22 protein-coding genes are annotated in these 25,404 nt (G+C 61.8%); 15 read left to right on the top strand and 7 right to left on the bottom strand.

All coding sequences use genetic code 11. The annotated features are described in order from the left end of the window. Positions 1 to 38: 38 nt before the first annotated feature. From mreD to mreB, 3 genes are all read right to left on the bottom strand, one after another. Positions 39 to 530, bottom strand: a complete 492-nt coding sequence (gene mreD, locus PST29_RS04580) for a rod shape-determining protein MreD (protein WP_016963426.1) — start codon at positions 528 to 530, stop codon at positions 39 to 41. Beyond that, positions 530 to 1,618 carry a rod shape-determining protein MreC gene (mreC, locus tag PST29_RS04575; RefSeq protein WP_082729176.1) on the bottom strand — a complete coding sequence of 363 codons (1,089 nt, stop codon included), beginning with the start codon at positions 1,616 to 1,618 and terminating at the stop codon, positions 530 to 532. The genes mreD and mreC overlap by 1 nt, the downstream gene beginning before the upstream one ends. Before the next feature lie 142 nt (positions 1,619 to 1,760). After that, the gene (gene mreB / locus PST29_RS04570; protein ID WP_002555108.1) at positions 1,761 to 2,798 is read right to left on the bottom strand and encodes a rod shape-determining protein MreB; all 1,038 of its coding nucleotides are present in this window, start codon (positions 2,796 to 2,798) and stop codon (positions 1,761 to 1,763) included. A gap of 211 nt (positions 2,799 to 3,009) precedes the next feature. On the opposite strand from mreB, the gene gatC reads away from it, so the two are divergent. From gatC to PST29_RS04540, 6 genes are all read left to right on the top strand, one after another. Further along, the gene (gene gatC / locus PST29_RS04565; protein ID WP_041115970.1) at positions 3,010 to 3,297 is read left to right on the top strand and encodes an Asp-tRNA(Asn)/Glu-tRNA(Gln) amidotransferase subunit GatC; all 288 of its coding nucleotides are present in this window, start codon (positions 3,010 to 3,012) and stop codon (positions 3,295 to 3,297) included. 16 nt (positions 3,298 to 3,313) lie between these two features. Further along, positions 3,314 to 4,765, top strand: coding sequence for an Asp-tRNA(Asn)/Glu-tRNA(Gln) amidotransferase subunit GatA (gene gatA / locus PST29_RS04560; RefSeq protein WP_060842486.1), 1,452 nt, complete (start codon positions 3,314 to 3,316; stop codon positions 4,763 to 4,765). 10 nt (positions 4,766 to 4,775) lie between these two features. Then, positions 4,776 to 6,221, top strand: coding sequence for an Asp-tRNA(Asn)/Glu-tRNA(Gln) amidotransferase subunit GatB (gene gatB / locus PST29_RS04555; protein ID WP_060842485.1), 1,446 nt, complete (start codon positions 4,776 to 4,778; stop codon positions 6,219 to 6,221). A 187-nt stretch (positions 6,222 to 6,408) separates the two neighbouring features. Further along, on the top strand, positions 6,409 to 6,783 hold the full coding sequence (locus PST29_RS04550) for a septal ring lytic transglycosylase RlpA family protein (protein ID WP_060837535.1): 375 nt from the start codon (positions 6,409 to 6,411) through the stop codon (positions 6,781 to 6,783). Positions 6,784 to 6,833: 50 nt separating this feature from the next. Beyond that, positions 6,834 to 7,898, top strand: a complete 1,065-nt coding sequence (locus PST29_RS04545; protein WP_082729175.1) for a calcium/sodium antiporter — start codon at positions 6,834 to 6,836, stop codon at positions 7,896 to 7,898. Then, positions 7,895 to 8,275: a carboxymuconolactone decarboxylase family protein gene (locus tag PST29_RS04540; RefSeq protein ID WP_060837533.1), complete on the top strand. Its 381-nt coding sequence runs from the start codon at positions 7,895 to 7,897 to the stop codon at positions 8,273 to 8,275. Before PST29_RS04545 ends, PST29_RS04540 begins: the two co-directional genes overlap by 4 nt. 68 nt (positions 8,276 to 8,343) lie before the next feature. Here the strand turns inward: PST29_RS04540 and PST29_RS04535 are convergent, their stop codons facing one another. Next, on the bottom strand, positions 8,344 to 9,285 hold the full coding sequence (locus PST29_RS04535) for an AEC family transporter (protein WP_060842483.1): 942 nt from the start codon (positions 9,283 to 9,285) through the stop codon (positions 8,344 to 8,346). 164 nt (positions 9,286 to 9,449) lie between these two features. Between PST29_RS04535 and PST29_RS04530 the strand changes: the two genes are divergently transcribed. After that, positions 9,450 to 11,090: a hypothetical protein gene (locus PST29_RS04530; RefSeq protein ID WP_060842482.1), complete on the top strand. Its 1,641-nt coding sequence runs from the start codon at positions 9,450 to 9,452 to the stop codon at positions 11,088 to 11,090. 13 nt (positions 11,091 to 11,103) lie between these two features. Beyond that, positions 11,104 to 11,295, top strand: coding sequence for a hypothetical protein (locus PST29_RS04525; RefSeq protein WP_060837530.1), 192 nt, complete (start codon positions 11,104 to 11,106; stop codon positions 11,293 to 11,295). Between the two features lie 89 nt (positions 11,296 to 11,384). On the opposite strand, the gene PST29_RS04520 is transcribed toward PST29_RS04525, so the two are convergent. The 3 genes from PST29_RS04520 to PST29_RS04510 all read right to left on the bottom strand — a co-directional run bounded on the left by PST29_RS04520 (position 11,385) and on the right by PST29_RS04510 (position 15,026). Then, positions 11,385 to 13,112 (bottom strand): ABC transporter ATP-binding protein/permease, encoded by a 1,728-nt coding sequence (locus tag PST29_RS04520; RefSeq protein ID WP_060842481.1) that lies wholly within the window; start codon positions 13,110 to 13,112, stop codon positions 11,385 to 11,387. A 98-nt stretch (positions 13,113 to 13,210) separates the two neighbouring features. Then, a complete protein-coding gene (locus PST29_RS04515) occupies positions 13,211 to 13,771 on the bottom strand; it encodes a response regulator transcription factor (protein WP_016968400.1) in 561 nt (186 codons plus the stop codon). Continuing rightward, positions 13,764 to 15,026 carry an ATP-binding protein gene (locus PST29_RS04510; RefSeq protein WP_060837528.1) on the bottom strand — a complete coding sequence of 421 codons (1,263 nt, stop codon included), beginning with the start codon at positions 15,024 to 15,026 and terminating at the stop codon, positions 13,764 to 13,766. Before PST29_RS04510 ends, PST29_RS04515 begins: the two co-directional genes overlap by 8 nt. Before the next feature lie 230 nt (positions 15,027 to 15,256). Here PST29_RS04510 and PST29_RS04505 point away from each other — a divergent pair, with 230 nt between their 5' ends. The 7 genes from PST29_RS04505 to PST29_RS04475 all read left to right on the top strand — a co-directional run bounded on the left by PST29_RS04505 (position 15,257) and on the right by PST29_RS04475 (position 25,402). After that, a complete protein-coding gene (locus PST29_RS04505; RefSeq protein WP_060842480.1) occupies positions 15,257 to 15,973 on the top strand; it encodes an SIMPL domain-containing protein in 717 nt (238 codons plus the stop codon). A gap of 193 nt (positions 15,974 to 16,166) precedes the next feature. Beyond that, on the top strand, positions 16,167 to 16,730 hold the full coding sequence (locus PST29_RS04500; protein ID WP_060837526.1) for a cupin domain-containing protein: 564 nt from the start codon (positions 16,167 to 16,169) through the stop codon (positions 16,728 to 16,730). A gap of 805 nt (positions 16,731 to 17,535) precedes the next feature. Continuing rightward, a complete protein-coding gene (locus PST29_RS04495; RefSeq protein ID WP_060837525.1) occupies positions 17,536 to 19,161 on the top strand; it encodes an ABC transporter substrate-binding protein in 1,626 nt (541 codons plus the stop codon). Between the two features lie 308 nt (positions 19,162 to 19,469). Then, a complete protein-coding gene (locus PST29_RS04490; RefSeq protein ID WP_060842479.1) occupies positions 19,470 to 21,071 on the top strand; it encodes an ABC transporter substrate-binding protein in 1,602 nt (533 codons plus the stop codon). 166 nt (positions 21,072 to 21,237) lie between these two features. Then, positions 21,238 to 22,644: an OprD family porin gene (locus PST29_RS04485; protein WP_060837523.1), complete on the top strand. Its 1,407-nt coding sequence runs from the start codon at positions 21,238 to 21,240 to the stop codon at positions 22,642 to 22,644. 78 nt (positions 22,645 to 22,722) lie between these two features. Further along, positions 22,723 to 24,318 carry an ABC transporter substrate-binding protein gene (locus tag PST29_RS04480; RefSeq protein ID WP_060837522.1) on the top strand — a complete coding sequence of 532 codons (1,596 nt, stop codon included), beginning with the start codon at positions 22,723 to 22,725 and terminating at the stop codon, positions 24,316 to 24,318. Positions 24,319 to 24,391: 73 nt separating this feature from the next. Then, positions 24,392 to 25,402 carry an ABC transporter permease subunit gene (locus PST29_RS04475; RefSeq protein ID WP_060837521.1) on the top strand — a complete coding sequence of 337 codons (1,011 nt, stop codon included), beginning with the start codon at positions 24,392 to 24,394 and terminating at the stop codon, positions 25,400 to 25,402. Positions 25,403 to 25,404 lie beyond the last annotated feature (2 nt).

Here is a 25,404-nt window from a genome sequence, read left to right as displayed (position 1 = left end):
CATCTCCCTGTCGAGGTGCGGGCCAATGCCTGACCGAATTAGTTGATTTTGAAACGTCGACGCAAGCCACGCAGGCCAAAGCTGACCCAAGGCCATAACAAGGCGCTGACCAGGGCCGGCAGCACCAGGGCCAGGGTTGGCTGGCGATTGCCGGTCAGGGCGCTGAGCCAGAGCTGGACCAGCTGCGCCAGACCGAAGATCACCAGGATCACCAGGCTTTGCTGCCACATCGGGAACATCCGCAGGCGCTGCTGCAAAGACAGCACGAGGAAAGTGATCAGGGTCAGAATCAGTGCGTTCTGTCCCAGCAGGGTGCCGTAGAGCACGTCTTCCGCGAGCCCCAGGCACCAGGCCGTGACCATGCCGACCTTGTGCGGCAGGGCCAGGGCCCAGAAAGCCAGCAACAGGGCCAGCCACAACGGGCGCAGGACTTCCATGAACTGAGGCAGCGGCGACACGCTGAGCAACATGCCGATCAGGAACGTCAGCCAGACGATCCAGCCGTTTTGTGAATAGGGGGTGCCCGCCATTATTCTCTTCCTCCGGTGGTGGCCGGTGCTGCTGCCGCAGGCTTGGTTGCCGCCGGCTTCACCACGGGTTTATGGACCGGCTTGGCCGGTGCGTGGGCCGCGGGCTTGGCTGGAGTTGCTGGCGCAGCGGGCGCCGTGCTGGCGGGTGCAGCAGCATTTGCCGCCGGCTTGGGCACCGTGGCCGGCACCACCGGCGCCGCGTTGCCACCTTGCTGATCCTGGGCTTCCTGGGCCTGAGCGGCATCGTTGGCCCGTTCCTCGGCGGTACGCGGATCGCTGAACACCAGCAGCAGGTAACGGCTGCGGTTCAATGCGGCAGTGGGCACCGCCCGCACAATGGCGAACGGCTGGCCGGAGTCGTGGATCACTTCCTTGACCGTGGCCACCGGATAACCCGCCGGGAAACGCTGGCCGAGGCCGGAGCTGACCAGCAGGTCGCCTTCCTTTATATCCGCCGTATCGGCCACATGCCGCAGTTCCAGGCGCTCCGGATTGCCGGTGCCGCTGGCAATCGCGCGCAGACCGTTGCGATTGACCTGTACCGGAATGCTGTGGGTGGTGTCGGTGAGCAGCAGCACGCGGGACGTGTAGGGCATCAACTCCACCACCTGGCCCATCAGGCCACGGGCATCGAGCACCGGCTGACCGAGAAAGACGCCATCGCGCTCACCTTTATTGATGATGATGCGGTGGGTGAAGGGGTTCGGATCCATGCCGATCAACTCGGCCACTTCGACCTTCTCGTTGACCAGTGCCGAGGAGTTGAGCAGTTCGCGCAGGCGCACGTTCTGCTCGGTCAGGGCGGCAAGCTTTTGCATGCGCCCCTGCAGCAGCAGGTTTTCGGTCTTGAGTTTTTCGTTTTCAGCGACCAGTTCGGTACGACTGCCGAACTGACTGGCCACGCCTTGCCATAGCCGCTGCGGCAGGTCGGTGATCCAGTAGGACTGCATCAGCACCAGCGACATCTGGCTACGCACTGGCTTGAGCAGTGTGAAGCGGGCATCGACCACCATCAGTGCGACCGACAGCACGACCAGCACCAGGAGGCGCACGCCTAATGAGGGGCCTTTGGCGAAAAGCGGTTTAATAAGCCGCTCCTCCCAGGCAAATGTTGTGTTTATTCATACGGCATCAAACCGGCCTGGATGCAGATTGACAGAAGATAAACGCCACAGGCAGCACTGCAAAGTGCTGCCTGTGAGCGCAACAGCATAGATGCCCGCCGCGAAGTTATTCGCTGGAGAGCAGGTCCATGGTGTGTTTGTCCATCATTTCCAATGCACGGCCACCGCCGCGAGCAACACAGGTCAGCGGATCTTCGGCGACGATCACCGGCAGACCGGTTTCCTGGGCCAGCAGCTTGTCCAGATCACGCAGCAGGGCGCCACCACCGGTCAGCACCAGGCCACGTTCGGCGATGTCCGAGGCCAATTCCGGCGGCGATTGCTCCAGGGCGCTTTTCACCGCCTGAACGATAGTAGCCAGGGACTCTTGCAGAGCTTCCAGCACTTCGTTGGAGTTCAGGGTGAAGGCACGTGGCACGCCTTCGGCCAGGTTACGACCGCGCACGTCGACTTCGCGCACTTCGCCGCCCGGGTAGGCGGTGCCGATTTCCTGCTTGATGCGCTCGGCGGTGGACTCGCCGATCAGGCTGCCGTAGTTGCGGCGCACGTAGGTGATGATCGCTTCGTCGAAACGGTCGCCGCCAACCCGCACGGATTCGGCGTAGACCACACCGTTCAGGGAGATCAGGGCGATTTCAGTGGTACCGCCACCGATGTCCACGACCATCGAACCGCGAGCTTCTTCAACCGGCAGGCCGGCACCGATGGCTGCGGCCATAGGCTCTTCGATCAGGAACACTTCACGGGCACCGGCACCAAGGGCCGATTCACGGATGGCGCGACGCTCAACCTGGGTGGACTTGCATGGAACGCAGATCAGCACACGAGGGCTGGGCTGCAAAAAGCTGTTTTCATGAACCTTGTTGATGAAGTACTGCAGCATCTTTTCGCAGACGCTGAAGTCGGCGATCACGCCGTCCTTCATCGGACGAATGGCGGCAATGTTGCCCGGAGTACGACCGAGCATGCGCTTGGCCTCAGTACCAACCGCGACAACACTTTTCTGATTACCGTGGGTCCGAATGGCCACAACCGATGGTTCATTCAGGACAATACCGCGCTCGCGCACGTAAATAAGGGTGTTGGCAGTGCCCAGGTCAATGGAAAGATCGCTGGAAAACATGCCACGCAGTTTCTTGAACATGGGAAAGGGACCCTAGGCAACGCGTGGGTAAAAAAGTGCGGCAAACTCTAACAACGACAGGGATTTTGGGCAAGGCGCCAATATGTTAAATTGGCCGCTTTTCTGTGCACCAAACCCCACAATCGCGGCCATAAGACCGTAGAAATGCGGTAGTGTTCCGACAATCTAACACGCGGACGAAATCCGTTTTTGTTTTCCACTGGAGAATCCCATGGCGCTTGAACGCTCCGACGTGGAAAAAATCGCTCATTTGGCCAGCATCAAGCTCAATGAAGGCGATCTTCCACACATCACCTTGGCCCTGAACAGCATTCTCGGGCTGGTGGATGAAATGCAGGCAGTCGATACCGACGGTATCGAGCCCCTGGCCCACCCCCTGGAAGCCAGCCAGCGCCTGCGCGCAGACGTTGTGACCGAGTCCAATCATCGCGAGGCTTATCAGTCCATCGCACCAGCGGTCGAAAGCGGCCTGTATCTGGTTCCGAAAGTCATCGACTAAAGGGAAAGAGCCTGCAATGCATCACATGACTCTGGCCGAGATCGCCCGCGGACTCGCCGACAAGAAATTCTCTTCCGTAGAACTGACCCAGACCCTGCTGGCGCGCATCGCCCAGCTGGATCCGCAGATCAACAGCTTCATCAGCCTCACCCAGGACCTGGCCCTGAGCCAGGCCCAGGCCGCCGACGCCCGTCGCGCCAACGGTGAGAGCGGTGCCCTGCTGGGCGCGCCGATCGCCCACAAGGATCTGTTCTGCACCCAGGGCATCCGCACCAGCTGCGGCTCGAAGATGCTCGACAGTTTCAAGGCGCCCTACGACGCCACCGTGGTCGCCAAGCTGGCTGCGGCCGGGGCCGTGACCCTGGGCAAGACCAACATGGACGAATTCGCCATGGGCTCGGCCAACGAGTCGAGCTGGTATGGCGCGGTGAAGAACCCGTGGAACCTGGAACACGTGCCCGGCGGTTCGTCCGGCGGTTCCGCCGCAGCGGTTGCCGCACGCCTACTGCCGGCCGCCACCGCCACCGACACCGGCGGCTCGATCCGCCAACCGGCCGCCTTCACCAACCTCACCGGCCTGAAGCCGACCTACGGTCGCGTTTCACGCTGGGGCATGATCGCCTACGCTTCCAGCCTCGATCAGGGTGGCCCGCTGGCCCGCACCGCCGAAGATTGCGCAATCCTGCTGCAAGGCATGGCCGGCTTCGACCCGAACGACTCCACCAGCATCGATGAACCGGTGCCGGACTACAGCGCCGGCCTCAACGGCTCGCTGCAGGGCCTGCGCATCGGCGTGCCGAAGGAGTACTTCAGCGCCGGTCTCGACCCGCGCATCGCCGAGCTGATCCACAACAGCATCAAGGAGCTGGAAAAGCTCGGCGCGGTGATCAAGGAAATCAGCCTGCCGAACATGCAGCACGCGATTCCTGCGTACTACGTGATCGCCCCGGCGGAAGCCTCCTCCAACCTGTCGCGTTTCGACGGCGTGCGCTTCGGCTACCGCTGTGAGAACCCGGCCAACCTGGAAGACCTGTACAAGCGCTCCCGTGGCGAAGGCTTCGGCAGCGAAGTGCAGCGCCGGATCATGGTCGGTGCCTATGCCCTGTCCGCCGGCTACTACGACGCCTACTACCTCAAGGCACAGAAAATCCGTCGCCTGGTGAAGAACGACTTCATGACCGCGTTCAACGAAGTCGACATCATCCTCGGCCCGACCACGCCCAACCCGGCCTGGAAGCTCGGCGCCAAGAGCAGCGACCCGGTCGCTGCGTACCTGGAAGACGTCTACACCATCACCGCCAACCTCGCGGGCCTGCCGGGCCTGTCGATGCCGGCCGGTTTCGTCGACGGCTTGCCGGTCGGCGTGCAACTGCTCGCCCCGTATTTCCAGGAAGGCCGCTTGCTCAACGTTGCGCACCAGTATCAGTTGAACACTGACTGGCACACCCGCACCCCAACCGGCTTCTGAGGAGACACACATGCAATGGGAAGTCGTGATCGGGCTGGAGATTCATACCCAGCTCACCACTCAATCGAAGATTTTCTCCGGTAGCTCCACCGCCTTCGGTGCCGAGCCCAACACCCAGGCCAGCCTGATCGACCTGGGCATGCCCGGCGTGCTGCCGGTGCTGAACCAGGAAGCGGTGCGCATGGCGGTGATGTTCGGCCTGGCGGTAGACGCCGAGATCGGCCAGCACAACGTGTTCGCCCGCAAGAACTACTTCTACCCGGACCTGCCCAAGGGCTACCAGATCAGCCAGATGGAGCTGCCAATCGTTGGCAAGGGCCACCTGGACATCCCTCTGGAAGACGGCACCATGAAACGCGTCGGCATCACCCGCGCGCACCTGGAAGAAGACGCCGGCAAGAGCCTGCATGAAGAGTTCAACGGTTCTACCGGCATCGACCTGAACCGCGCCGGCACGCCGCTGCTGGAAATCGTGTCCGAGCCGGACATGCGCAGCGCCAAGGAAGCCGTGGCCTACGTCAAGTCGATCCACGCCCTGGTGCGCTACCTGGGCATCTGCGACGGCAACATGGCCGAAGGCTCGCTGCGTTGCGACTGCAACGTCTCGGTCCGCCCCAAGGGCCAGGTCGAGTTCGGCACCCGCTGCGAGATCAAGAACGTCAACTCGTTCCGCTTCATCGAGAAGGCCATCAACTCCGAGATTCGTCGCCAGATCGAGCTGATCGAGGACGGTGGCAAGGTGATCCAGCAGACCCGCCTGTACGACCCGAACAAGGACGAAACCCGTCCGATGCGCAGCAAGGAAGAAGCCAACGACTACCGTTACTTCCCCGATCCGGACCTGCTGCCAGTAGTCATCGAGGACGCCTTCCTCGACCAGGTGCGCGCCACCCTGCCCGAGCTGCCACCGCAGAAACGCGAGCGTTTCCAGGAGCAGTTCGGCCTGTCGACCTACGACGCCAGCGTCCTGGCCACCAGCCGCGAACAGGCGGACTACTTCGAGAAAGTCGCCAGCATCGCTGGTGACGCCAAGCTCGCCGCCAATTGGGTCATGGTCGAGCTGGGCAGCCTGCTGAACAAGCAGGGCCTGGAAATCGACGAAGCCCCGGTTTCCGCCGAACAGCTGGGCGGCATGCTGCTGCGGATCAAGGACAACACCATCTCCGGCAAGATCGCCAAGACCGTGTTCGAAGCCATGGCCAATGGCGAGGGCACTGCTGACGAGATCATCGACAAGCGCGGCCTCAAGCAAGTCACCGACACCGGCGCGATCTCCGCGGTGCTGGATGAAATGCTCGCGGCCAACGCCGAACAGGTCGAACAGTACCGCGCCGCCGATGAGGCCAAGCGCGGCAAGATGTTCGGCTTCTTCGTCGGCCAGGCGATGAAAGCATCCAAAGGCAAGGCCAACCCGCAACAGGTCAACGAACTGCTGAAAAGCAAGCTCGAAGGCTGATCGCGGTTTAACCGCAAGCGGCCCGGGCCGCTTGCGTGTGACGAGGGAGCGGGCTCCCGTTCGGTCGCGCAGCAACGGCATACCGGCCGGCGTCATTCCTGCAAGGAACATCGCCGCCGGCTTGCGGTCTGCCAGACAGACCGGCGGGAGCCCGCTCCCTCGCCACATCAACCATCGGAGCCCCCGAATGAAGCGTCTGGTTGCCACTAGCGCCCTGCTCGCTCTGCTCACTGGCTGCGCCACCAGCCACGTCATCGACCCTCGGGGCTATGACGAAACCGGCACGGCCTCCTATTACGGTGCTCGCCACCACGGCAATCGCACCGCCAGCGGCGAATCCTTCGATCAGAACGGCCTGACCGCCGCCCACCGCGAACTGCCCTTCGGCACCCGAGTGCAAGTCACCAACCTGGGCAACGACAAGAGCGTCGTGGTCCGTATCAACGATCGTGGCCCGCACACCCGCGGCCGCCTGATCGACCTGTCCCGCGCCGCCGCGCAACAGCTGGACATGCTGCGCAGCGGGACCGCCAAAGTGCGGGTCCAGGCCCTCAGCGACTGACCGACGGAGCCCAAGCCATTACCGCCTTTGCCGAACTGCCCCTACTCAGCCTGATCCAGCTCATCAGCGGCCTGGTGATGCTGATCGCCGGTGCCGAACTGCTGGTGCGCGCGGCCGTGCGCTTGTCGGCGCGCCTGCGGGTGCGCCCGCTGATCATGGGCCTGAGCGTCGTCGCCTTCAGCAGCAGCGCGCCACAGATGGCCATCAGCCTGCAAGCGACCCTGGCCGACAACACCGATATCGCCGTGGGCAGCGTGATCGGCAGCAGCATCTTCAACATCCTGGTGATCCTTGGCCTCTCGGCATTGATCATTCCCCTGCGAGTGTCCCGGCAGCTGGTGCGCCTGGATATCCCGCTGATGATCGGTGCCAGTGCGCTGGTCTTTGTCCTGGCCTATAACGAACGCCTCACCCCCTCCGACGGCCTGATCCTGCTGGCGGCCCAGCTGCTCTATCTGGTTCTGCTGCTGCGCCAATCCAGGCACCCGGCACGCCCGCCGCTGCCTAGCGCCACCGACCGCCGTGGCTACGCCCCGCGCCTGAGCAGCATGTTGCTGGTGCTTCTGGGGCTGGGGCTGCTGGTGTTCGCCGGTCACCTGCTACTGGGAGCGGCGGTCACCGTCGCCGACGACCTTGGCTTGTCGGAACGGGTCATGGGACTGACCGTGATCGCGGTCAGCACCTCCCTGCCGCAACTGGCCACCTCGCTGCTCGCCGCCGTGCAGGGCCAGCGGGACATTGCCGTGGGCAACGTGATCGGCAGCAACCTGTTCAATCTGCTGGGCGTACTGGGCTTTACCGCGCTGGTCGCGCCGACTCCGCTGTCGGTATCGCCCAACGCCCTGGACTTCGACCTGCCGGTACTGCTCTGCGTGGCCGTGCTGTGCCTGCCGGTGTTCTATTCGGGGTATCGCATCACCCGCGCCGAAGGCCTGCTGTTTCTCGGGCTGTACCTGGCCTACGGGCTGCACGTGGTGTCCTTCACCACGGGCATGCCGCTGGCCGGCAAGCTGGAACACTTGATGCTGTTTTTCGTCCTGCCAGCGTTGGTAGCGTTTCTGCTGTTCAGTTCGCTACGGGCCTGGCGCCGCCAACACAAGAGAGAAGCGCCATGAGCGAGAACAAGAAAAGCGGACTGCAAATGCGTCGCCAGGTGATGGGCGATGCCTTCGTCGATCGCGCCCTGGGCAACGCCACCGAGTTCACCCAACCGCTGCAGGACTTCGTCAACGAGCATGCCTGGGGCGGGGTATGGAATCGTGAGGGGCTGCCGCTGAAAACCCGCAGCCTGATCACCCTGGCCACCCTGACCGCCCTGAAATGCCCGCAGGAGCTGAAAGGCCATGTGCGCGGCGCCCTGAACAATGGCTGCACCGTGGAAGAAATACGTGAAGCCTTGCTGCATTGCGCGGTGTATGCCGGAGTGCCGGCGGCCATCGATGCGTTTCGCGCCGCCCAGGAAGTGATAGATACCTATCAACAAGCGCAGTGAATCCGCTGTTCGCCGACCAGTCGGCTCCTACCCTCGCCCTGTAGGAGCCGGCTGGCCGGCGAACAGCGTCAGATCCACCCGCCCCACTGCAAGACAAAGATCCCGATGTTGGTGGTCACCGCCGCCATCACCGTGGTGATGACGATAATGGCTGCCGCCAGCTCATGATTGCCATTGGCCGCCCTGGCCATGACAAAGCTCGCCGCCGCGGTGGGGCTGCCAAAATACAGAAACAGAATCCCCAGCTCCGCACCACGAAACCCGCACAGCCAGGCGCCGAAGGTGGCCAGCGTCGGCAGGCTCACCATCTTCAGCAAGCTCGAACTCATGGCCATCCGCCCACTGTTGCGCAAGGCCGCCAGGGACAGCGTGCCGCCAATGCAGATCAACGCCAGGGGCAGGGACATCTGCGCCAGATAGCGGCCCGAGGTTTCCAGCCAGCCGGGCAGGCCGATCTGCCAATAGGCGAACGGCGCGGCCACCAGCACGCTGACGATCAAAGGATTGCTGAACACGCTCTTGCAGATGCTCCAGGGATCGGACTTGATCACCGGGCTGTAGACCGCCAGGACAACGGTCGACAGGGTGTTGTAGAACAGAATCACCAGCGCCGCGAGCAACGCCCCCAGGGAAATCCCGTAATCCCCGTACATGCTGGCCGCCAGGGCCAGACCGATGATCGCGTTGTTGCCGCGAAATGCCCCCTGGGTATAGATCCCCCGATCCTCCTTGGGACAGCGCCAGATAGCCCAGCACCAGGCAAGGACGAAACAGGCCAGGGTGGCCACGGAAAAGTAGATCAGCACCCCGGGTTTTAACGAGGCATGCAGATCGGCGTGGACGATGCCGAGAAACAACAGCGCCGGCATGGTGACGTTGAAGACCAGGGCCGACGCGGTGTGGATGAAGCTGTCGTTAATCCAGCCGACGCGCTTGAGCACCAGCCCAAGAAACAGCATGGCAAAGACCGGCGCGGTGATGCTCAGGGTTTCGAAGAAGATTGCCAGCATGCGCGGGGGACCTTGAGCCTGTCGTTAGGGCGCTAATGATAATCCAATCGAACAATGCCGTCGCAATCGGCTTCTTGACGCCCGGTGATTTTCGATTATGCTGAAATTACTGTATATACATACAGTTAAATCAAGCATGACCATGACATATCAAGGAGCTAGAAATGTCAGGAATCTCTGCACAGATGCAGCAACAGTCACAACCGGCGGGCCAGATCATTGCCGACCTGGATCACCTGTTCAGTGAACAGGGCATCGCCATCACCGGCGATGGCGACACCCTGGTGCTGACCGCCGACGGCCACCACACCGTCAAGTACCACCGTCCGCAAGACCTTCCCCTGCCAGCGCACAACCCCCGCAAGGCATTGCCACAATTGCGTTTCGAGGGGGGCGAACACACCGCCATCGGTGACAGCACCCTGCTGCGCTTCGTCAAGGATGGCCCGGCCATTCCCGCCTGGCAGGTAGAACTGCACCTGCCCAACGGCCTGGCCCTGACCTACGGCCAGGTGGTGGCCCTGGGAGGCGACTTCTACGGCATTCCCGAGCAACCCATCTGTGACGGCGCCACCGCCGCCGAGCGGGTGCAGCGTTTCAACGCCGCCTTCAATTCCCTCGCGGTGCTGCCGGCCTCCAGGGACGAAGCCCGGCAGATCCTGGCCGTGATGCAGAAGGAGGTCCTCGCCGCCAATCAGGCGATCCGCGACGGCAAACAGCCCCACGAAGCCTATGACGCCCTGGGCGATACCTTGTCCGAAGAGTGGAACCGGATTACCGGCGGCGGCAGCGTGGTGTCCGCCCTGTTCCCCCTGGGCCGCTACCTGAAGCTGGCGGCCAACAACGCCGACCACTTTGGCGAATGGGCCCTGGCCGCCTATGTCGCCGGGCATACCGCCGCCCTGCAACAGGCGGCTCTGGCGGGCAAAACCGCGGACGACAAGCAACTGGAACTGGCCTACGCGATGAACGCCTTCGCCGACCACTTCCTCACCGACCTGTTTTCCGCGGGCCATGTCCGAGTGCCGCGCAAGCAACTGGCCGCGGTGGTCACCCCCAGCGACCTGGGCTCGTTGATCACCCGCTTCATGCACGACGAAGACAGCAAATTCGGCCTCAATGTCAGCAACGCCCTGGGCGAGCGCTGGCATGCCTACGGCGACAAGCGCTACTTCGACAGCGTCGATCACCGCAATCGCCAGCAGGTGAAGCAGGCCGTACAGCGTTCGGCGGATGAGATCTTCGCCTGCTACCTGAGCGGCAACTTGCCGGCTGCCGGCAGCTATGGGGCGCTTCAGGCACTGCCGGATCTGAACGCAGCGAAAACCGGCAATTTCTCGCCACTGTTCGTGATGAGCGGGGACAAAGTGCTGCGCCGCAGCGACGTCAACAACCTCAACGACAACAAGACCATCGACAACTGGTGGGGCTGGAGCACCTACCTGCTGCTGAAGAACTACAGCCCGAACAAACCGGCGGGCTATCTGGACACTCCAAGCGCAGTGCCGTCGATCCTCGCCGACGGCTGGCAGAGCCACAGCCCCAGTGAACTCAACTGGCTGCCAGGCCAGGCAGTGCGTTATGCCCTCAGCGAAACCAACGGCTTGAACGAGTCTTACATCGGCCCCTGGTCGGCCTATGTCGAACTGAGCGACAGCTTCCAGCCCACCCTGAACATCCCGCCTGGCACCCACAACAGCAGCGCCAGCGGACGCAATGTGTTCCGTCAGTTCCGCGGAGGCTCACCGGAGCTGATCGGCTCCATCGACAAGAACGCCAGTCGCTTCATCGATCGCAACGCCTGATAAGGACATCACCATGACAATCAACCTGAACCTGCAACTGGCCTCCGGCCAATCCCTGAAGGATGCACCTCTGGAGCTGTTGCTCAATGGCGCGCCCATTGCCCGGGCCCGCGTGGATGAACACGGCAAGGTGGTGTTCAACGCCAAGCCGGGCAGCGGCCAACTGGCCGTCCGCGTCGACCGTTCGATCCTCCATCAGCCCTGATCGCCCCTAGCGGGCTTGCCCGCGAAACGGCCTCAGCGCCATGGCTACGCCATGAGCCTGGGGCCAGCGACGCCCTGCCGGCAGCGCCCTCAAGCGGTGACAACCTGCTCCTGCAGATGCCCCTGCTCGATGCGCACATGCCGCGGGTGGAAACGCTTGAGACTGCTGCGGTGGCCGACACTGACAATGCTCAAGCCCGGCAGTTGATCGATCAGTGCCTGGTACAGACTGGCCTCGTCTTCCTCATCCATGGCCGAGGTCGCCTCATCCATGTACAGCCATTGCGGCGCATAGAGCAGCGCCCGGGCAAAGGCCAGACGCTGCTGTTCACCCGGGGACAACATGCGTTGCCAGTGGTTGCTTTCGTCCAGGCGCGCAACCAGGTGCGGCAGGCGGCAAGTCTCCAGGACCTGTGCATAACGCTCCTGGGCATAGCTGTCGCCGGCTTGTGGATAACTCAAGGCGTCACGCAGGCTGCCAATGGGCAGGTAAGGTTTCTGCGGCAGGAACAGGTAACGCTGATTGGGCAGCAGAATGCTGCCACGTCCTGCCGGCCATAACCGTCCCATGGCGCGCAGTAAGGTGCTCTTGCCACTGCCGGAGCGGCCACTGAGCATCAACCGCTCGCCGGGATGCACGGTCATCTGGGCTCCGGCCAGCAGATGACGGCCGTCTGCCAGGTCCAGGCTCAGGTCACGCACTTGCAATTGCTCGCCCTGATGCTGCACATCGATTGCCGGCGGGCACTCTTCGTTTTCGCTCATGGCCTGACGAAAGCTCAGCAGACGATCACAAGTGGCGCGCCAGGCGGCCAGATCCGAATAGGCGCTGATGAACCAGCTGAAGTTCTCCTGAACGTTGCCGAAGGCCGAGTTGATCTGCATCAGCTCGCCCAGTTCGATCTTGCCGGCGAAGTAGCGCGGCGCGGCGACGATGAACGGAAAGATGATCGCGATCTGACCGTAGCCGGCGGTGAAAAAGGTCAGGCGCTTGGACACCTTCATGATGTCCCAAAAGTTGTGCCAGACCTTGCCGAAGCGGCTGCTCAGGCGCTGGTTTTCGTTTTTCTCACCGTCGTACAGGGCAATACTCTCGGCGTTCTCCCGGACCCGCACCATGGAGAAACGCAGATCGGCTTCAAAACGCTGTTGCTGGTTGTTGAGGCCGATCAAGCGACGTCCGATCAAGTGGGTCAGCCAGCTGCCGACGGCGGCATACACCAGCGCACACCAGAACATGTAGCCGGGAATGGTGTAGCCGAACACCTCGATGCTGCCGGACACGCCCCACAATATGATCGAGAAAGACACCAGGCTGACCAGGTTGCGAATCAGCCCCAGGCCCAGGGACAGGGTATTGCTGGTGAAGCTGTTGAGGTCTTCGGAAATCCGCTGGTCCGGGTTGTCGGTGTAGCCGCCCTGCTCCAGCCGGTAGTAGTTCTTGTTGCCAAGCCAGCGGGCAAAATGTCTTTCGGTCAACCAGGCCCGCCAGCGGATGGTCAGCATCTGGGTCAGGTAGAGACGATAAACCGCCCCCAGAATTGCCACCGCGGCGATCCCGCAGAAATACAGGATCAGGCTCCAGAAGGCCGCCTCGTCCTTCTTCTGCAAGGCGTTGTAGAAGTCCTTGTACCAACTGTTGATCCACACCGAGATGGCCACGCTGAACAGTGACAAGCCAATCACGGCAATCAGCAGCAACCAGGCCTTGCCCTTTTCCTCACTGCGCCAGTAAGGAGTGATCATGGCCCAGACCCGTCGGAAGAATTGACCGCGCACAGCATCGTTGACCGCAGAGTATTCAGCGTTCTGATTCATCGTTGAGGCTCGATTGGAAGGAGGACAAGCATTGAGCCGATCTTAGTAGATCGGCTCGCTTTTTCACGATGTCCGGCGGACATTCGTTCAGTCGCGGTTCAGCGACGGACGGGGCGCTTCTGCAGTTTGCGCTGCAAGGTGCGGCGATGCATGCCCAGCGCGCGGGCGGTGGCGGAGATATTGCCTTCGTGCTCGGTCAGCACACGCTGAATGTGCTCCCATTGCAGGCGGTCCACGGACATCGGGTTTTCCGGCACCAGGGTGTCCAGGTCAGCGTGTTCGGAGAGCAGTGCGGCCAGCACATCATCGGCGTCCGCCGGCTTGCACAGGTAGTTGCAGGCGCCGCGCTTGATCGCCTCCACCGCTGTCGCAATGCTCGAGTAGCCGGTGAGGATCAGCACACGCATTTCCGGATCCAGCTCCAGCAGCTTGGGCAACAGCACCAAACCGGAGTCGCCGTCCATCTTCAGGTCCAGCGCGGCGTAGTCCGGCAGATCCTGCTGGGCGATGCTCAGGCCCTCCTCGGCAGAACCTGCGGTACTGACGCGAAAGCCCCGCCGGCTCATGGCCCGGGCCATGACCCGGGTAAAGGTGGCGTCATCGTCCACCAGCAACAGATGCGGCAGTTCTTCGCCTTCGACTTGGATCTCTTCACTCATGGTCGTCTCCTCGGGCGGCACGGGGCAGGCGTAGCTCAGTGAGCGTTCCGCCTTCCTCATGACTGTAGAGTTTCACTGAGCCGCCAGCACGGGTCACGCTGGCCTTGCTCAAAAACAGGCCCAGGCCGAAGCCTTTGCCCTTGGTGGTAAAAAACGGCTTGCCGATCTGCTCGGCGATGGCCAAGGGTACTCCGGCGCCGTGGTCGCGAATACTGATGGTGAGGTTTTCCGCATCCCAGTCCAGACGCACTTCCAGGCCCTCGGCACAGGCATCGGCTGCATTGTTCAACAGATTGAGCAAGGCCTGGGTCAGGTCCGGCGGCGGCGCCAGGCGCGGCACCGGCCCCTCTCCCAGGAGATGAAAGCGGTAGCTGGCCTCGGGGCGCATCAGGTGCCAGCGATTCAAGGCTTCGTCCAGCCACTGGGTGACGTCCTGCATCTCCACCGCCAGCCGGCGATTGGCCTCGGCGGCGCGCACCAGCTGTTGCAGGGTTTCCTTGCACAGCTTGACCTGGTCCTGGAGCACACTGAGGTCATCCTGCAACAGCGGGTCGGGATGGTCCTGGCGCATTTCCTTGAGCAATACGCTCATGGTCGCCAGCGGTGTACCCAACTCATGGGCGGCGCCGGCGGCCTGGGTCGCCACGGCCAGCAATTGCTGATCCCGCAGCCCCTCTTCGCGGCGGATCGCCCTCAGCTCTTCCTGGCGGCGCAGCTCTTCGGCCATGCGCGCGGCGAAGAAGGTGATCACTGCTGCCGCCAGGGCGAAGCTCAGCCACATGCCATAGACCTGCAGGTTTTCCCGGGCGATGGGGAAGGTCTGCAAGGGGTAGAAGCGGGCCAGCAGCAAGGTATAGAGCGTCAGCGCAATTCCCGAGAGCACCACCGAATAGCGCCAGGGCAAGGTCACGGCGGCGATCGTCAGGGGCACCAGGTAATAGGAGACGAAGGGGTTGGTGGACCCCCCGGAGAAGTACAGCAGCACGCTGTGGATAAACAGGTCACAGGCCAGTTGCAGGGCATATTCCAGCTCCGTCACCGGCCAAGAGGTGCGCAGGCGGATGGCCGTGAAGGCACAGAGCACCATGGAAAACATCAGGGTCACGCCCAGTTGCAGCCAGGGCAGGGGCAACAGGTCCAGCCAATAGGCGAGCCCTACCGAACCGGCCTGAGCGGCCAGCACCAGGGTGCGGATGAAGGTCAGCCGCCAGAGATTCTGACGGGTGGCGGACAGCAATTTTACGGGGGCGAGCATGAGCTCTCCTGATGAGCGCTCCAGGGCAATCGGCGGGAGTATAACCAAGCAGCCGCCGACGCAGGCAAAACTGCGGCAAAGCGTCACAGAAAAACAGTTGCAAGCCGCAGGCTTTCAGCTACAAGCGTAGTGGCTTGCCGCTTGCGGCTTGAAACTTGCCACTGCCTTACCTGTCTGAAGGTTTCACGCAGGTCGGGATCAACCCTGCGGACCGCACTCAAGGAGTTTCCATGCAGCATTTCAGTCGCAGCCTCGCCCTTCTGGCCCTCAGCACCGGCACGCTCACCAGCCTGCCCGCCCTGGCCGCCGATGAACTGCACTACAACCAGATTTCCCTGCGCGCCGAAGTCAGCCAGGAAGTGGCCCGCGACCTGATGATCGTGACCCTCTACAGCGAATCGCAGAACAGCGACCCGGCCAAGCTCGCCACGGAAATCACCACCACCATGAACAAGGCCCTGGAGCAGGCCCGCCAGGTCAAGGACGTGACCCTGCGCCAGGGCAGCCGCAACAGCTACCCGATCTACGACGGCAAGGGGCAGAAGATCACCGGCTGGCGTGAACGCGCCGAACTGCGTCTGGAAAGCTCCGACTTCGCCGCGCTGTCCAAGCTCACCGGTGAGCTGCTGGGCGACCTGAAAATGGGCGGCATGGACTTCGCCATCGCCGATCCGACCCGCAAGGCCAGCGAAGATGCCCTGCTCAAGGACGCGGTCAAGGCGTTCAAGGCCCGCGCGCAACTGGCCACCGATGCCCTGGGTGGCAAGGGCTACAAGATCGTCAACCTGAACCTCAACAGCAACGGTTATCCACAGCCCTACATGCGCGCGCCGATGATGATGAAGGCCGCCAGCATGGACTCGGCACCGGTGACTCCGGAAGTGGAAGCCGGCACCAGCCAGGTCAGCATGACCGCCGATGGCGCCATCGAAGTGCTGATGCCGTAACCCTTTCCCTGCCTCTTCCAGCGGCGATAACCTTCTGCAGAAAGGTTGTCGCCGTTTTTCATTACCAACTATTTCAATCCGGACCCGGGGAACTCGGTTCGCTGATGTTAGAGTTATGGCCCCGGTATGGGGCAGGTCAGATGTTACTGACGTCCGCCGGGTATACTGCGCCTTTCCTATAAGAGCCTCGTCAATGACCGCAGATCGCATCGGCGAACGCCTGCGTCGCTATCGCCGCGCCGCCAAGAAAACCTTGCGTCAGATCGCCAGTGAATCGGGACTGACCGCCAGTTTTCTCTCCCAAGCAGAACGCAACCTCACCGGGGTCTCCATCTCCTCCCTGGTCAACATTGCCAAGTCTCTGAACGTTCCCCTGAACGCCCTGTTCGACCAGCCGATTCAGGCGCAGCCCGACTCCCACGACGGCAAGCGGGTGCGCTACACCATCGAGGGCCAGCCTTTGGCCTACGAACGGCTGTCCAGTTCCTTTCCCGGCAACCTGATCAATGCGGTGAAGATGAACATACCGGTGGGTTATCAGTCGGAGCTGATCTCCCATGACGGTTCGGAGTTTTCGTACGTGCTTTCCGGGCAGATCGTCTACACCATCGAAGGTCAGCAATACCCGCTCAGCGCCGGAGACTCGGTGCACTTCGACGCGACCAAGAGCCATTTCCTGGCCAATGCAGGCCCTGGCCCGGCGGAAGTGCTGACCGTCACCACCATGGGCCTGTTCGACGATCATTCGGCGGCCTGAGCCAAGTCCACAGCCGTCAATGGAACCTCACAAGCGGCACTGCTGCGCAGAGAAATGTTAGTGAGGCTTAATTTTCGTTGACCACGATTTCAGCATGACTTAATTTCGGCATCGGCGAATCGACAATCAATCACATAACAAGCGATCGCCGTCGCCGCACAGGGTCGATGGGGCTGGATCAACGCCCCATAGCAAGGCGAGTTGCCACGGCCCACAAGGCCAATCCTCAGATCTGCCCTAGAAGAAGAAAAAATGAGGTTTGCATGTGTAAGACCTTTGCGCTTCAGGTTTGGCAAACAACGAGGCTGACCCACCCCTGCGGACGGTCGAACGCCTCCCGCAATCTCCACAGTGACAACCTCACTGCGAGCCAAGACTCCCACACCGCCGACGATGCGCTGTTCACTCGCCATCGCCTGCAAGGTCCCGGGCATCCGTCTCCCACGGCCTCCCCTAACCAAACGAACACCGTCATCCGCTCAGGCGGATGCCCCGCGCCCCTGTGTGCGCCAGCCAGGGCCTGGCGGCAGCCGGTCGGCACCCGCGCCAGCGACGCCCCCATTGGAGGCACGGCCCGCCCTGCCTGCCCAAGAAAAAGGCGACGTATGCACCAGAAACACCCCGCGCAAACGGTCAAATGCGTCAAGTTTTATACAAATGCGTCATTCCTGTACGTTCGTTCCACTCTTTGAGACTTGTGACAGCCCCGCATCTTGCATTGGGTATGGGGCCTGCATAAGTATCGGCGGGTCGACTCACAAGGTCGCCCTCTACACCAAAAATGACAACAAATCATGAGGCCACCATGTTCAAGAAAGCAGTCCTTCCGTTCTTAGTCAGCGCCGGCTTGCTTGCCAGCGCCCCCTTCGCCCACGCGGCGACTAACCTGGTGTTCTGCTCTGAAGGGAGCCCGGCCGGTTTCGACCCAGGCCAGTACACCACCGGAACCGACTTCGACGCCTCAGCCGAAACCCTGTACAACCGCCTCAGCCAGTTTGAACGGGGCGGCACCGCCGTCATCCCGGGCCTGGCCACCAGTTGGGACATCTCGGACGACGGTCTGACCTATACCTTCCATCTGCGTGAAGGCGTCAAGTTCCACACCACGCCGTACTTCACCCCGACCCGCACCTTCAATGCCGACGACGTAGTGTTCACCTTCACCCGCATGCTCGACAAAGACATGCCGTTCCGTAAGGCCTACCCCACCGAATTCCCGTACTTCACCGACATGGGGATGGACACCAACATCACCAAGGTCGAGAAAGTCGACGACAAGACCGTCAAGTTCACCCTCAAGACCGTGGACGCCGCGTTCATCCAGAACCTGGCCATGAGCTTCGCCTCCATCCAGTCCGCCGAGTACGCCGACAAGCTGCTCAAGGAAGGCAAGACCAGCGACATCAACCAGAAGCCGATCGGCACTGGCCCGTTCGTGTTCAAGAGCTACCAGAAAGACTCCAACATCCGCTACACCGGCAACAAGGACTACTGGAAGCCTGAAGACGTGAAGATCGACAACCTGATCTTCGCCATCACCACCGACCCATCGGTGCGCATTCAAAAGCTGAAGAAGAACGAATGCCAGGTGACCCTGTTCCCGCGTCCGGCCGACCTCAAGGCCCTCAAGGAAGACAAGGACCTGAAGATGCCTGAACAGGCAGGCTTCAACCTCGGCTACATCGCCTACAACGTGATGCCGGTGCTCAAGGGCCGTACCGACGCCAACCCGCTGGCCGACCTCAAGGTTCGCCAGGCCCTGGACATGGCCGTCAACAAGCCGCAAATCATCGACTCCGTCTACCAGGGCGCGGGCCAGCTGGCGGTCAACGCCATGCCGCCGACCCAATGGTCCTATGACACCAGCATCAAGGACGCCAAGTACGACCCCGAGAAAGCCAAGCAGCTGCTCAAGGAAGCCGGTATCAAGGAAGGGACGCAGATTACCCTGTGGGCCATGCCGGTACAGCGCCCCTACAACCCCAACGCCAAGCTGATGGCTGAAATGCTGCAATCCGACTGGGCCAAGATCGGGCTCAAGGTCAACATCGTCAGCTACGAGTGGGGCGAGTACATCAAACGCTCCAAGGGCGGCGAGAACCAGGCCATGATCATCGGCTGGAGCGGTGACAACGGTGACCCCGACAACTGGCTCGGCACCCTGTTCGGCTGTGATGCGCTCAATGGCAACAACTTCTCGAAATGGTGCGACAAGCCTTACGACGCACTGATCAAGCAAGCCAAGGCCACGTCGGATGTGGCCAAACGCACCGAGCTGTACAAGCAGGCGCAACACATCCTCAAAGACGCCGTTCCGATGACACCTATCGCACACTCGACGGTGTTCCAACCCATGCGCGCCAACGTGCAGGACTTCAAGATCAGCCCCTTTGGCTTGAACTCCTTCTATGGTGTCAGCATCGGCAAATAAGGCCCGGCAACGGCGGCGTCGCTGACGTCGCCGTTGTTTTACCGGCCCACACCGTAAGCACCCGGCCTACCTTCGACACACCGCCTCGACAAAGAGCGGTCCCACGAATTTAGAGCCGATTCTTACAGGGCTTTCAGGCACAGCGGATATACGCCCCGGCCTTCGACCCTTAACGTCGAGGCGAGGCAAGACTGCGTCTGTCGGCGGGCATTTGCTACAGCCATGGTTTGGCATCAATGACCTGTACAGGCTCCAGGAAGAAGCCATGGTCCATTGATCATCACAACAAAAAATGGAGATGGACCGTTATGCGTCATTCCCTGATTTTCTCCGCCCTGATAGGGGGCAGCCTGCTGGCCTCCAGCGCCATCTGCGGCGCCGCCGAGCGCAGCCTGGTGTTCTGTTCCGAAGGCAGCCCGGCGGGCTTTGACACGGCGCAATACACCACCGCCACCGACAACGACGCCGCCGAGCCGCTGTACAACCGCCTGGTGGAATTCGAGAAAGGCGCCACCAACGTGCTACCCGCCCTGGCCAAAAGCTGGGACATATCCGAGGACGGCCTCACCTACCGCTTTCACCTGCGTGAAGGGGTGAAGTTCCACAGCACCCCGTACTTCAAGCCCAGCCGCGACCTCAACGCCGACGACGTGCTGTTCACCTTCAATCGCATGCTCGACGCCGGACATCCGTTCCGTAAGGCCTACCCGACGGAGTTTCCCTACTTCAACGGCATGAGCCTGAACAAGAACATCGCCAAGGTCGAGAAAACCGACCCGCTGACCGTGGTCATGACCCTCAACACCGTGGACGCGGCGTTCATCCAGAACCTGGCCATGAGCTTTGCTGCGATCCTCTCCGCCGAATACGCCGAGCAACTGCTCAAAGCCGGCACCCCCGCCCTGATCAACCAGAAGCCCATCGGCACCGGGCCGTTCGTATTCCAGCGTTACCAGAAAGACTCGCAGATCCGCTACGCCGCCAACCCGCACTACTGGGACCCGAGCCGGGTCAAGCTCGACCGGTTGATCTTCGCCATCAACACCGATGCCTCGGTGCGGGTGCAGAAGCTGCGGGCCGGCGAATGCCAGGTGACCCTGCACCCGCGTCCCGCGGACATCGATGCGCTGAAAAACGACCCGAAACTGCAAGTCATCGAGAAGCCCGGCTTCAACCTCGGCTACATCGCCTACAACGTGCAGCACAAGCCCTTCGATCGCCTCGAAGTGCGCCAGGCCCTGGACATGGCGGTGAACAAGCCCAGCATCCTCAACGCCGTGTACCAGGGCGCCGGCCAGCTGGCGGTCAACGCCATGCCGCCGACCCAGTGGTCCTACGACGAAACCATCCAGGACGCGGCCTACAACCCGGAAAAGGCCCGCGAACTGCTCAAGGCCGCCGGGGTCAAGGAAGGCACGGAGATCACCCTCTGGGCCATGCCCGTGCAGCGCCCCTACAACCCCAACGCCAAGCTGATGGCCGAAATGCTGCAGTCCGACTGGGCGAAGATCGGCCTCAAGGTGAAGATCGTCAGCTACGAATGGGGCGAGTACATCAAGCGCACCAAGAATGGCGAGCACGACATCAGCCTGATCGGCTGGACCGGAGACAACGGTGACCCGGACAACTGGCTGGGCACCCTGTACAGCTGTGACGCCATCGGCGGCAACAACTACTCCATGTGGTGCGACCCGCAGTACGACAAGCTGATCAAGCAAGCCAAGCTAGTGACCGACCGCCAGCAACGCACAGAGCTGTATAAACAGGCCCAGCAGTTGCTCAAGCAGCAGGTGCCGATCACGCCGGTGGCCCACTCGATGATCAATCAGCCATTGAGCGCGAAAGTCGAGGGTTTCAAGGTCAGCCCGTTCGGCCGCAACACCTTCTCGGGTGTCAGCCTGGCCCCATAACCGATGAGCCAAAACCTTGGGGACGATTTTCGTCCTCACGCAGACGCTTTGCCTGAATTCGGCGATCAAGCCATATGCAAACGTTTGCGATGCCATGAATGAGTTCCAAAAACCAGCCGGCCGAAAAAAACCGGCATCTAAAAAAGAAAACAAAGGAGCTTCACCCATGAAACTGAGCAGCAGCGCATTGTTAGCCTTGGCTATCGGTAGCATCACCGCCACGGCCCATGCGGAGAGCGTCAGCCAGGACTTCGTCCCGACTGTACAGAACAGCACCAATGCCCAGGCCGAGGCCAAGGGTTTCATCGAAGGGCAGAGCCTGTCGGGCACCACGCGCAACTGGTACGCCAACGAGCTGAAACGCCGCAATGACCGTTTTTCCTACAACCACAATGGCGTGGACACCTCGACCCCACGCCGGATCAACTGGGTCCAGGGCACCATCCTCAACTACAGCTCCGGCTTCACCGAAGGCACCGTGGGGGTCAGCACCGAAGTCGCGGCCTACAACGCCATTGCCCTGGATCGTGACCGCAAGGACATCGCCGGCAAGAACAACCGCACCCTGACCCATTCCGACGGCGACGCCGTGGGCCAGTGGAGCAAGCTCGGCCTGGCCAACGTCAAGTTCCGCGTATCCAACACCACCCTGACCGCCGGCCGGCAGAACTTCAGCACGCCGATCGTCGACGTCATCGGCAACCGTGCGCTGCCTTCGAGCTTTGAAGGGGTGAGCCTGCACAGCGAAGAGTTCAACAACCTGTCGTTCGATGCCGGCACCTTTGACCGGGTATCGCCACGGACCGAACAGAGCCTGTCGAAATTCCGCTCCGAGTACACCAGCAACACCGCCGAAACCGACCGCGTGAGCATCGTCGGCCTCAACTACCAACCGCTGAAAAGCCTGAAGACCAGCCTCTACGCCTCCAAGGTGGAAGACTTCTGGAACCAGTACTACTTCGGCGCCACCCACGAGCTGGGCGACAGCTCGGTGCTGAGCCTGACCACCGGCCTGAACTACTACAAGACCGTCGACACCGGCAAGAAAGAGATGGGCGAGATCGACAACGATACCTACTCCCTGTCCATGGGGCTGACCCACCAGGCCCACAGCCTGACCTTCTCGTACCAGGAAGTCAGCGGCAACGAGTACTTCGACTACCTGCATGAAACCAACGGCATCTACCTGGCCAACTCCCTGCTCTCGGACTTCAACGGCCCGAACGAGAAATCCTTCCAGATCGCCTACGGCCTGAACATGGCCGAATACGGCGTGCCCGGCCTCAAGTTCAACGTCTACCAGGCTCGTGGCTGGGGCATCGACGGTACCCACTACACCGGCAGCGCCTACGGCGGCATCAACTCCGAAGGCAAACTCTACGGCGTGAGAACCATGGATGGCGAAACCCACTATGAATACGGCATCGGCGCCTCCTACGCCGTGCAGAGCGGGCCACTCAAAGCCACCGCGATCCGTGCCACCTACACCACGCACCGCGCCAGCAAGAACCAGGCCGACGGCAACATCAACGAATTCCGTCTGGTTACCACCATCCCGTTCAACATTCTCTAACCCACCAGTTGAAGGGCGGGTTCATGACGAATCCGCCGTTCAAGCTAATCTGGTTCAATCGATTGCAGAGGGTTCCTGATGAACATGCTTCCCCTGAAAGCGGCCATTGGCGCCGCCCTGCTGAGCGCCGCCCTCGGCGCCACAGCCAAACCCTTGGTGGTCTGTACCGAAGCCAGCCCGGAAGGCTTCGATATGGTCCAGTACACGACTGCAGTCACGGCCGACGCAGTGGCGGAAACCATCTTCAACCGGCTGGTGGACTTCAAGCCCGGCACCACTGACATCGAACCGGCCCTGGCCGAGTCCTGGGACATCAGCCCGGACGGCCTGCAATACACCTTCCACCTGCGCAAGGGCGTCAAGTTCCACAGCACCGACTACTTCACCCCGACCCGCGACATGAATGCCGACGACGTGCTCTGGAGCTTCCAGCGCCAGCTGGACCCAAAGCACCCCTGGCATGACAAGTCCAGCGTGGGCTTCCCCTACTTCGAAAGCATGGGGTTCAAGGAACTGCTCAAAAGCGTCGAGAAGATCGACGACCACACCGTGGTCTTCACCCTGACCCGCCGTGAGGCACCGTTCCTGGCCGACATCGCCATGGCCTTCTCATCGATCTACCCGGCGGAATACGCCGACAAGCTGCTCAAGGAAGGCAAGACGGCCGACCTCAACAGCAAGCCCATCGGCACCGGCCCCTTCATCTTCAACCGCTACGCCAAGGACGCCCAGGTACGCTTCAAGGCCAACCCGGACTACTTCCGCGGCAAGCCACCGGCCGACCCGCTGGTGCTGGCGATCACCATCGACAACAACGTGCGCTTGCAGAAGCTCAAGGCCAACGAGTGCCAGGTCGCCCTGTACCCCAAGCCCGATGACATCCCCAGCATCAAGGCCGACGCCAACCTCAAGGTCGACGAACTGGCGGCCATGACCACCGGCTACATCGCCATGAACACCACCCGCAAATACATGAGCGACGTGCGGGTACGCAAAGCCATCGACATCGCCTTCGACAAGGAAGCCTACGTCAACAGCCTCTACGGCAAAGGCAATGCGCTGGTCGGCACCGGCCCTTATCCGCCGACCCTGCTGGGCTTCAACAACAGCCTGAAGAACCCGCCCCGGGATCTGGACAAGGCCCGGGCCCTGCTCAAGGACGCCGGGGTGCCGGACGGTACGGTGATCACCCTGTTCACCCGCAACGGCGGCGGCCCGACCAACCCCAATCCCCTGCTGGGTGCGCAGATGATGCAGGCCGACCTGGCCAAGATCGGCCTCAAGCTCGAGATCCGCGTCATGGAATGGGGCGAGATGCTAAAGCGTGCGAAAAACGGCGAACACGATATGGTGTCGGCCGGCTGGGCTGGGGACAACGGCGACCCGGACAACTTCCTGACCCCGAACCTGAGTTGTGATGCAGCGAAAAACGGCGAAAACTACGCCCGCTGGTGCAACAAGGAGTTCCAGGAGCTGATCGACCAGGCCCGCGCCGACGCTGAACCTGCCAAGCGCGCCGCGCTCTATGAAAAGGCTCTGCTGGTTTTCCAACAGGACCAACCCTGGATTCCCATGGCCTATCCAAAAATGTTCACCGCCATGCGCAAGAACGTCGAGGGTTACCACCAGAGCCCCCTGACCACCAACAACTTCGCGACCACCCAAGTGAAGTGATAAGAAACGCCTGCCACCCTTGACCCCAAGGGTGGCGGGTACGCCTAACCGGCTGATTGAGGTACTTCAGAAGATGTTTAGTTTTATTGCCCGCCGTGTGGGGTTGTTGATCCCCACATTCTTCGGCATCACCTTGCTGACCTTCGCCTTGATACGCATGATTCCCGGCGACCCCGTGGAAGTCATGATGGGCGAGCGTCGGGTCGACCCCGAGATGCATGCCCAGGCAATGGAACGCCTTGGATTGAACAAGCCGCTGTACGCCCAGTACCTGGACTACATCGGCAAACTGGCCCACGGTGACCTGGGTGAGTCCCTGCGCACCCGCACCAGCGTGTGGAGCGAGTTCACCTCGCTGTTCCCCGCGACCCTGGAACTGTCCATGGCCGCCCTGCTGTTCGCCGGCATCATCGGGCTCTTGGCCGGGGTGATCGCCGCCCTCAAGCGAGGGTCGCTGTTCGACCACGGGGTCATGGGCATCTCCCTTGCGGGCTATTCGATGCCGATCTTCTGGTGGGGCCTGATCCTGATCATGTTCTTCTCGGTGAGCCTGGGCTGGACCCCGGTGTCCGGGCGCATCGACCTGCTCTACGACATCGAGCCCAGAACCGGCTTCATGCTCATCGACACCCTGCTGGCCGAAGACACCAGCGCCTTCTTCGACGCCCTGCACCACCTGATCCTGCCGGCCATCGTCCTGGGCACCATTCCCCTGGCGGTGATCGCGCGGATGACCCGCTCCTCGATGCTCGAAGTGCTGCGCGAGGATTACATCCGCACCGCCAAGGCCAAGGGCCTGTCACCGGCGCGGGTGGTGTTCGTCCACGGCCTGCGCAACGCCTTGATTCCGGTACTGACCGTGGTCGGCCTGCAAGTCGGCACCCTGCTGGCCGGTGCGGTCCTGACCGAAACCATCTTTTCCTGGCCGGGCATCGGCAAGTGGCTGATCGAAGCCATCGGCGCCCGGGACTATCCCGTGGTGCAGAACGGCATCCTGCTGATCGCCTGCCTGGTGATCATGGTCAACTTCGTGGTGGACATCCTCTACGGCTTTGCCAACCCACGCATCCGTCATCAGCGCTGAGA

Origin of the sequence: Pseudomonas sp. St29 (assembly GCF_001547915.1) — a bacterium.
GTDB lineage: Bacteria > Pseudomonadota > Gammaproteobacteria > Pseudomonadales > Pseudomonadaceae > Aquipseudomonas.
This window is presented reverse-complemented; position numbering and strand designations above follow the sequence as displayed.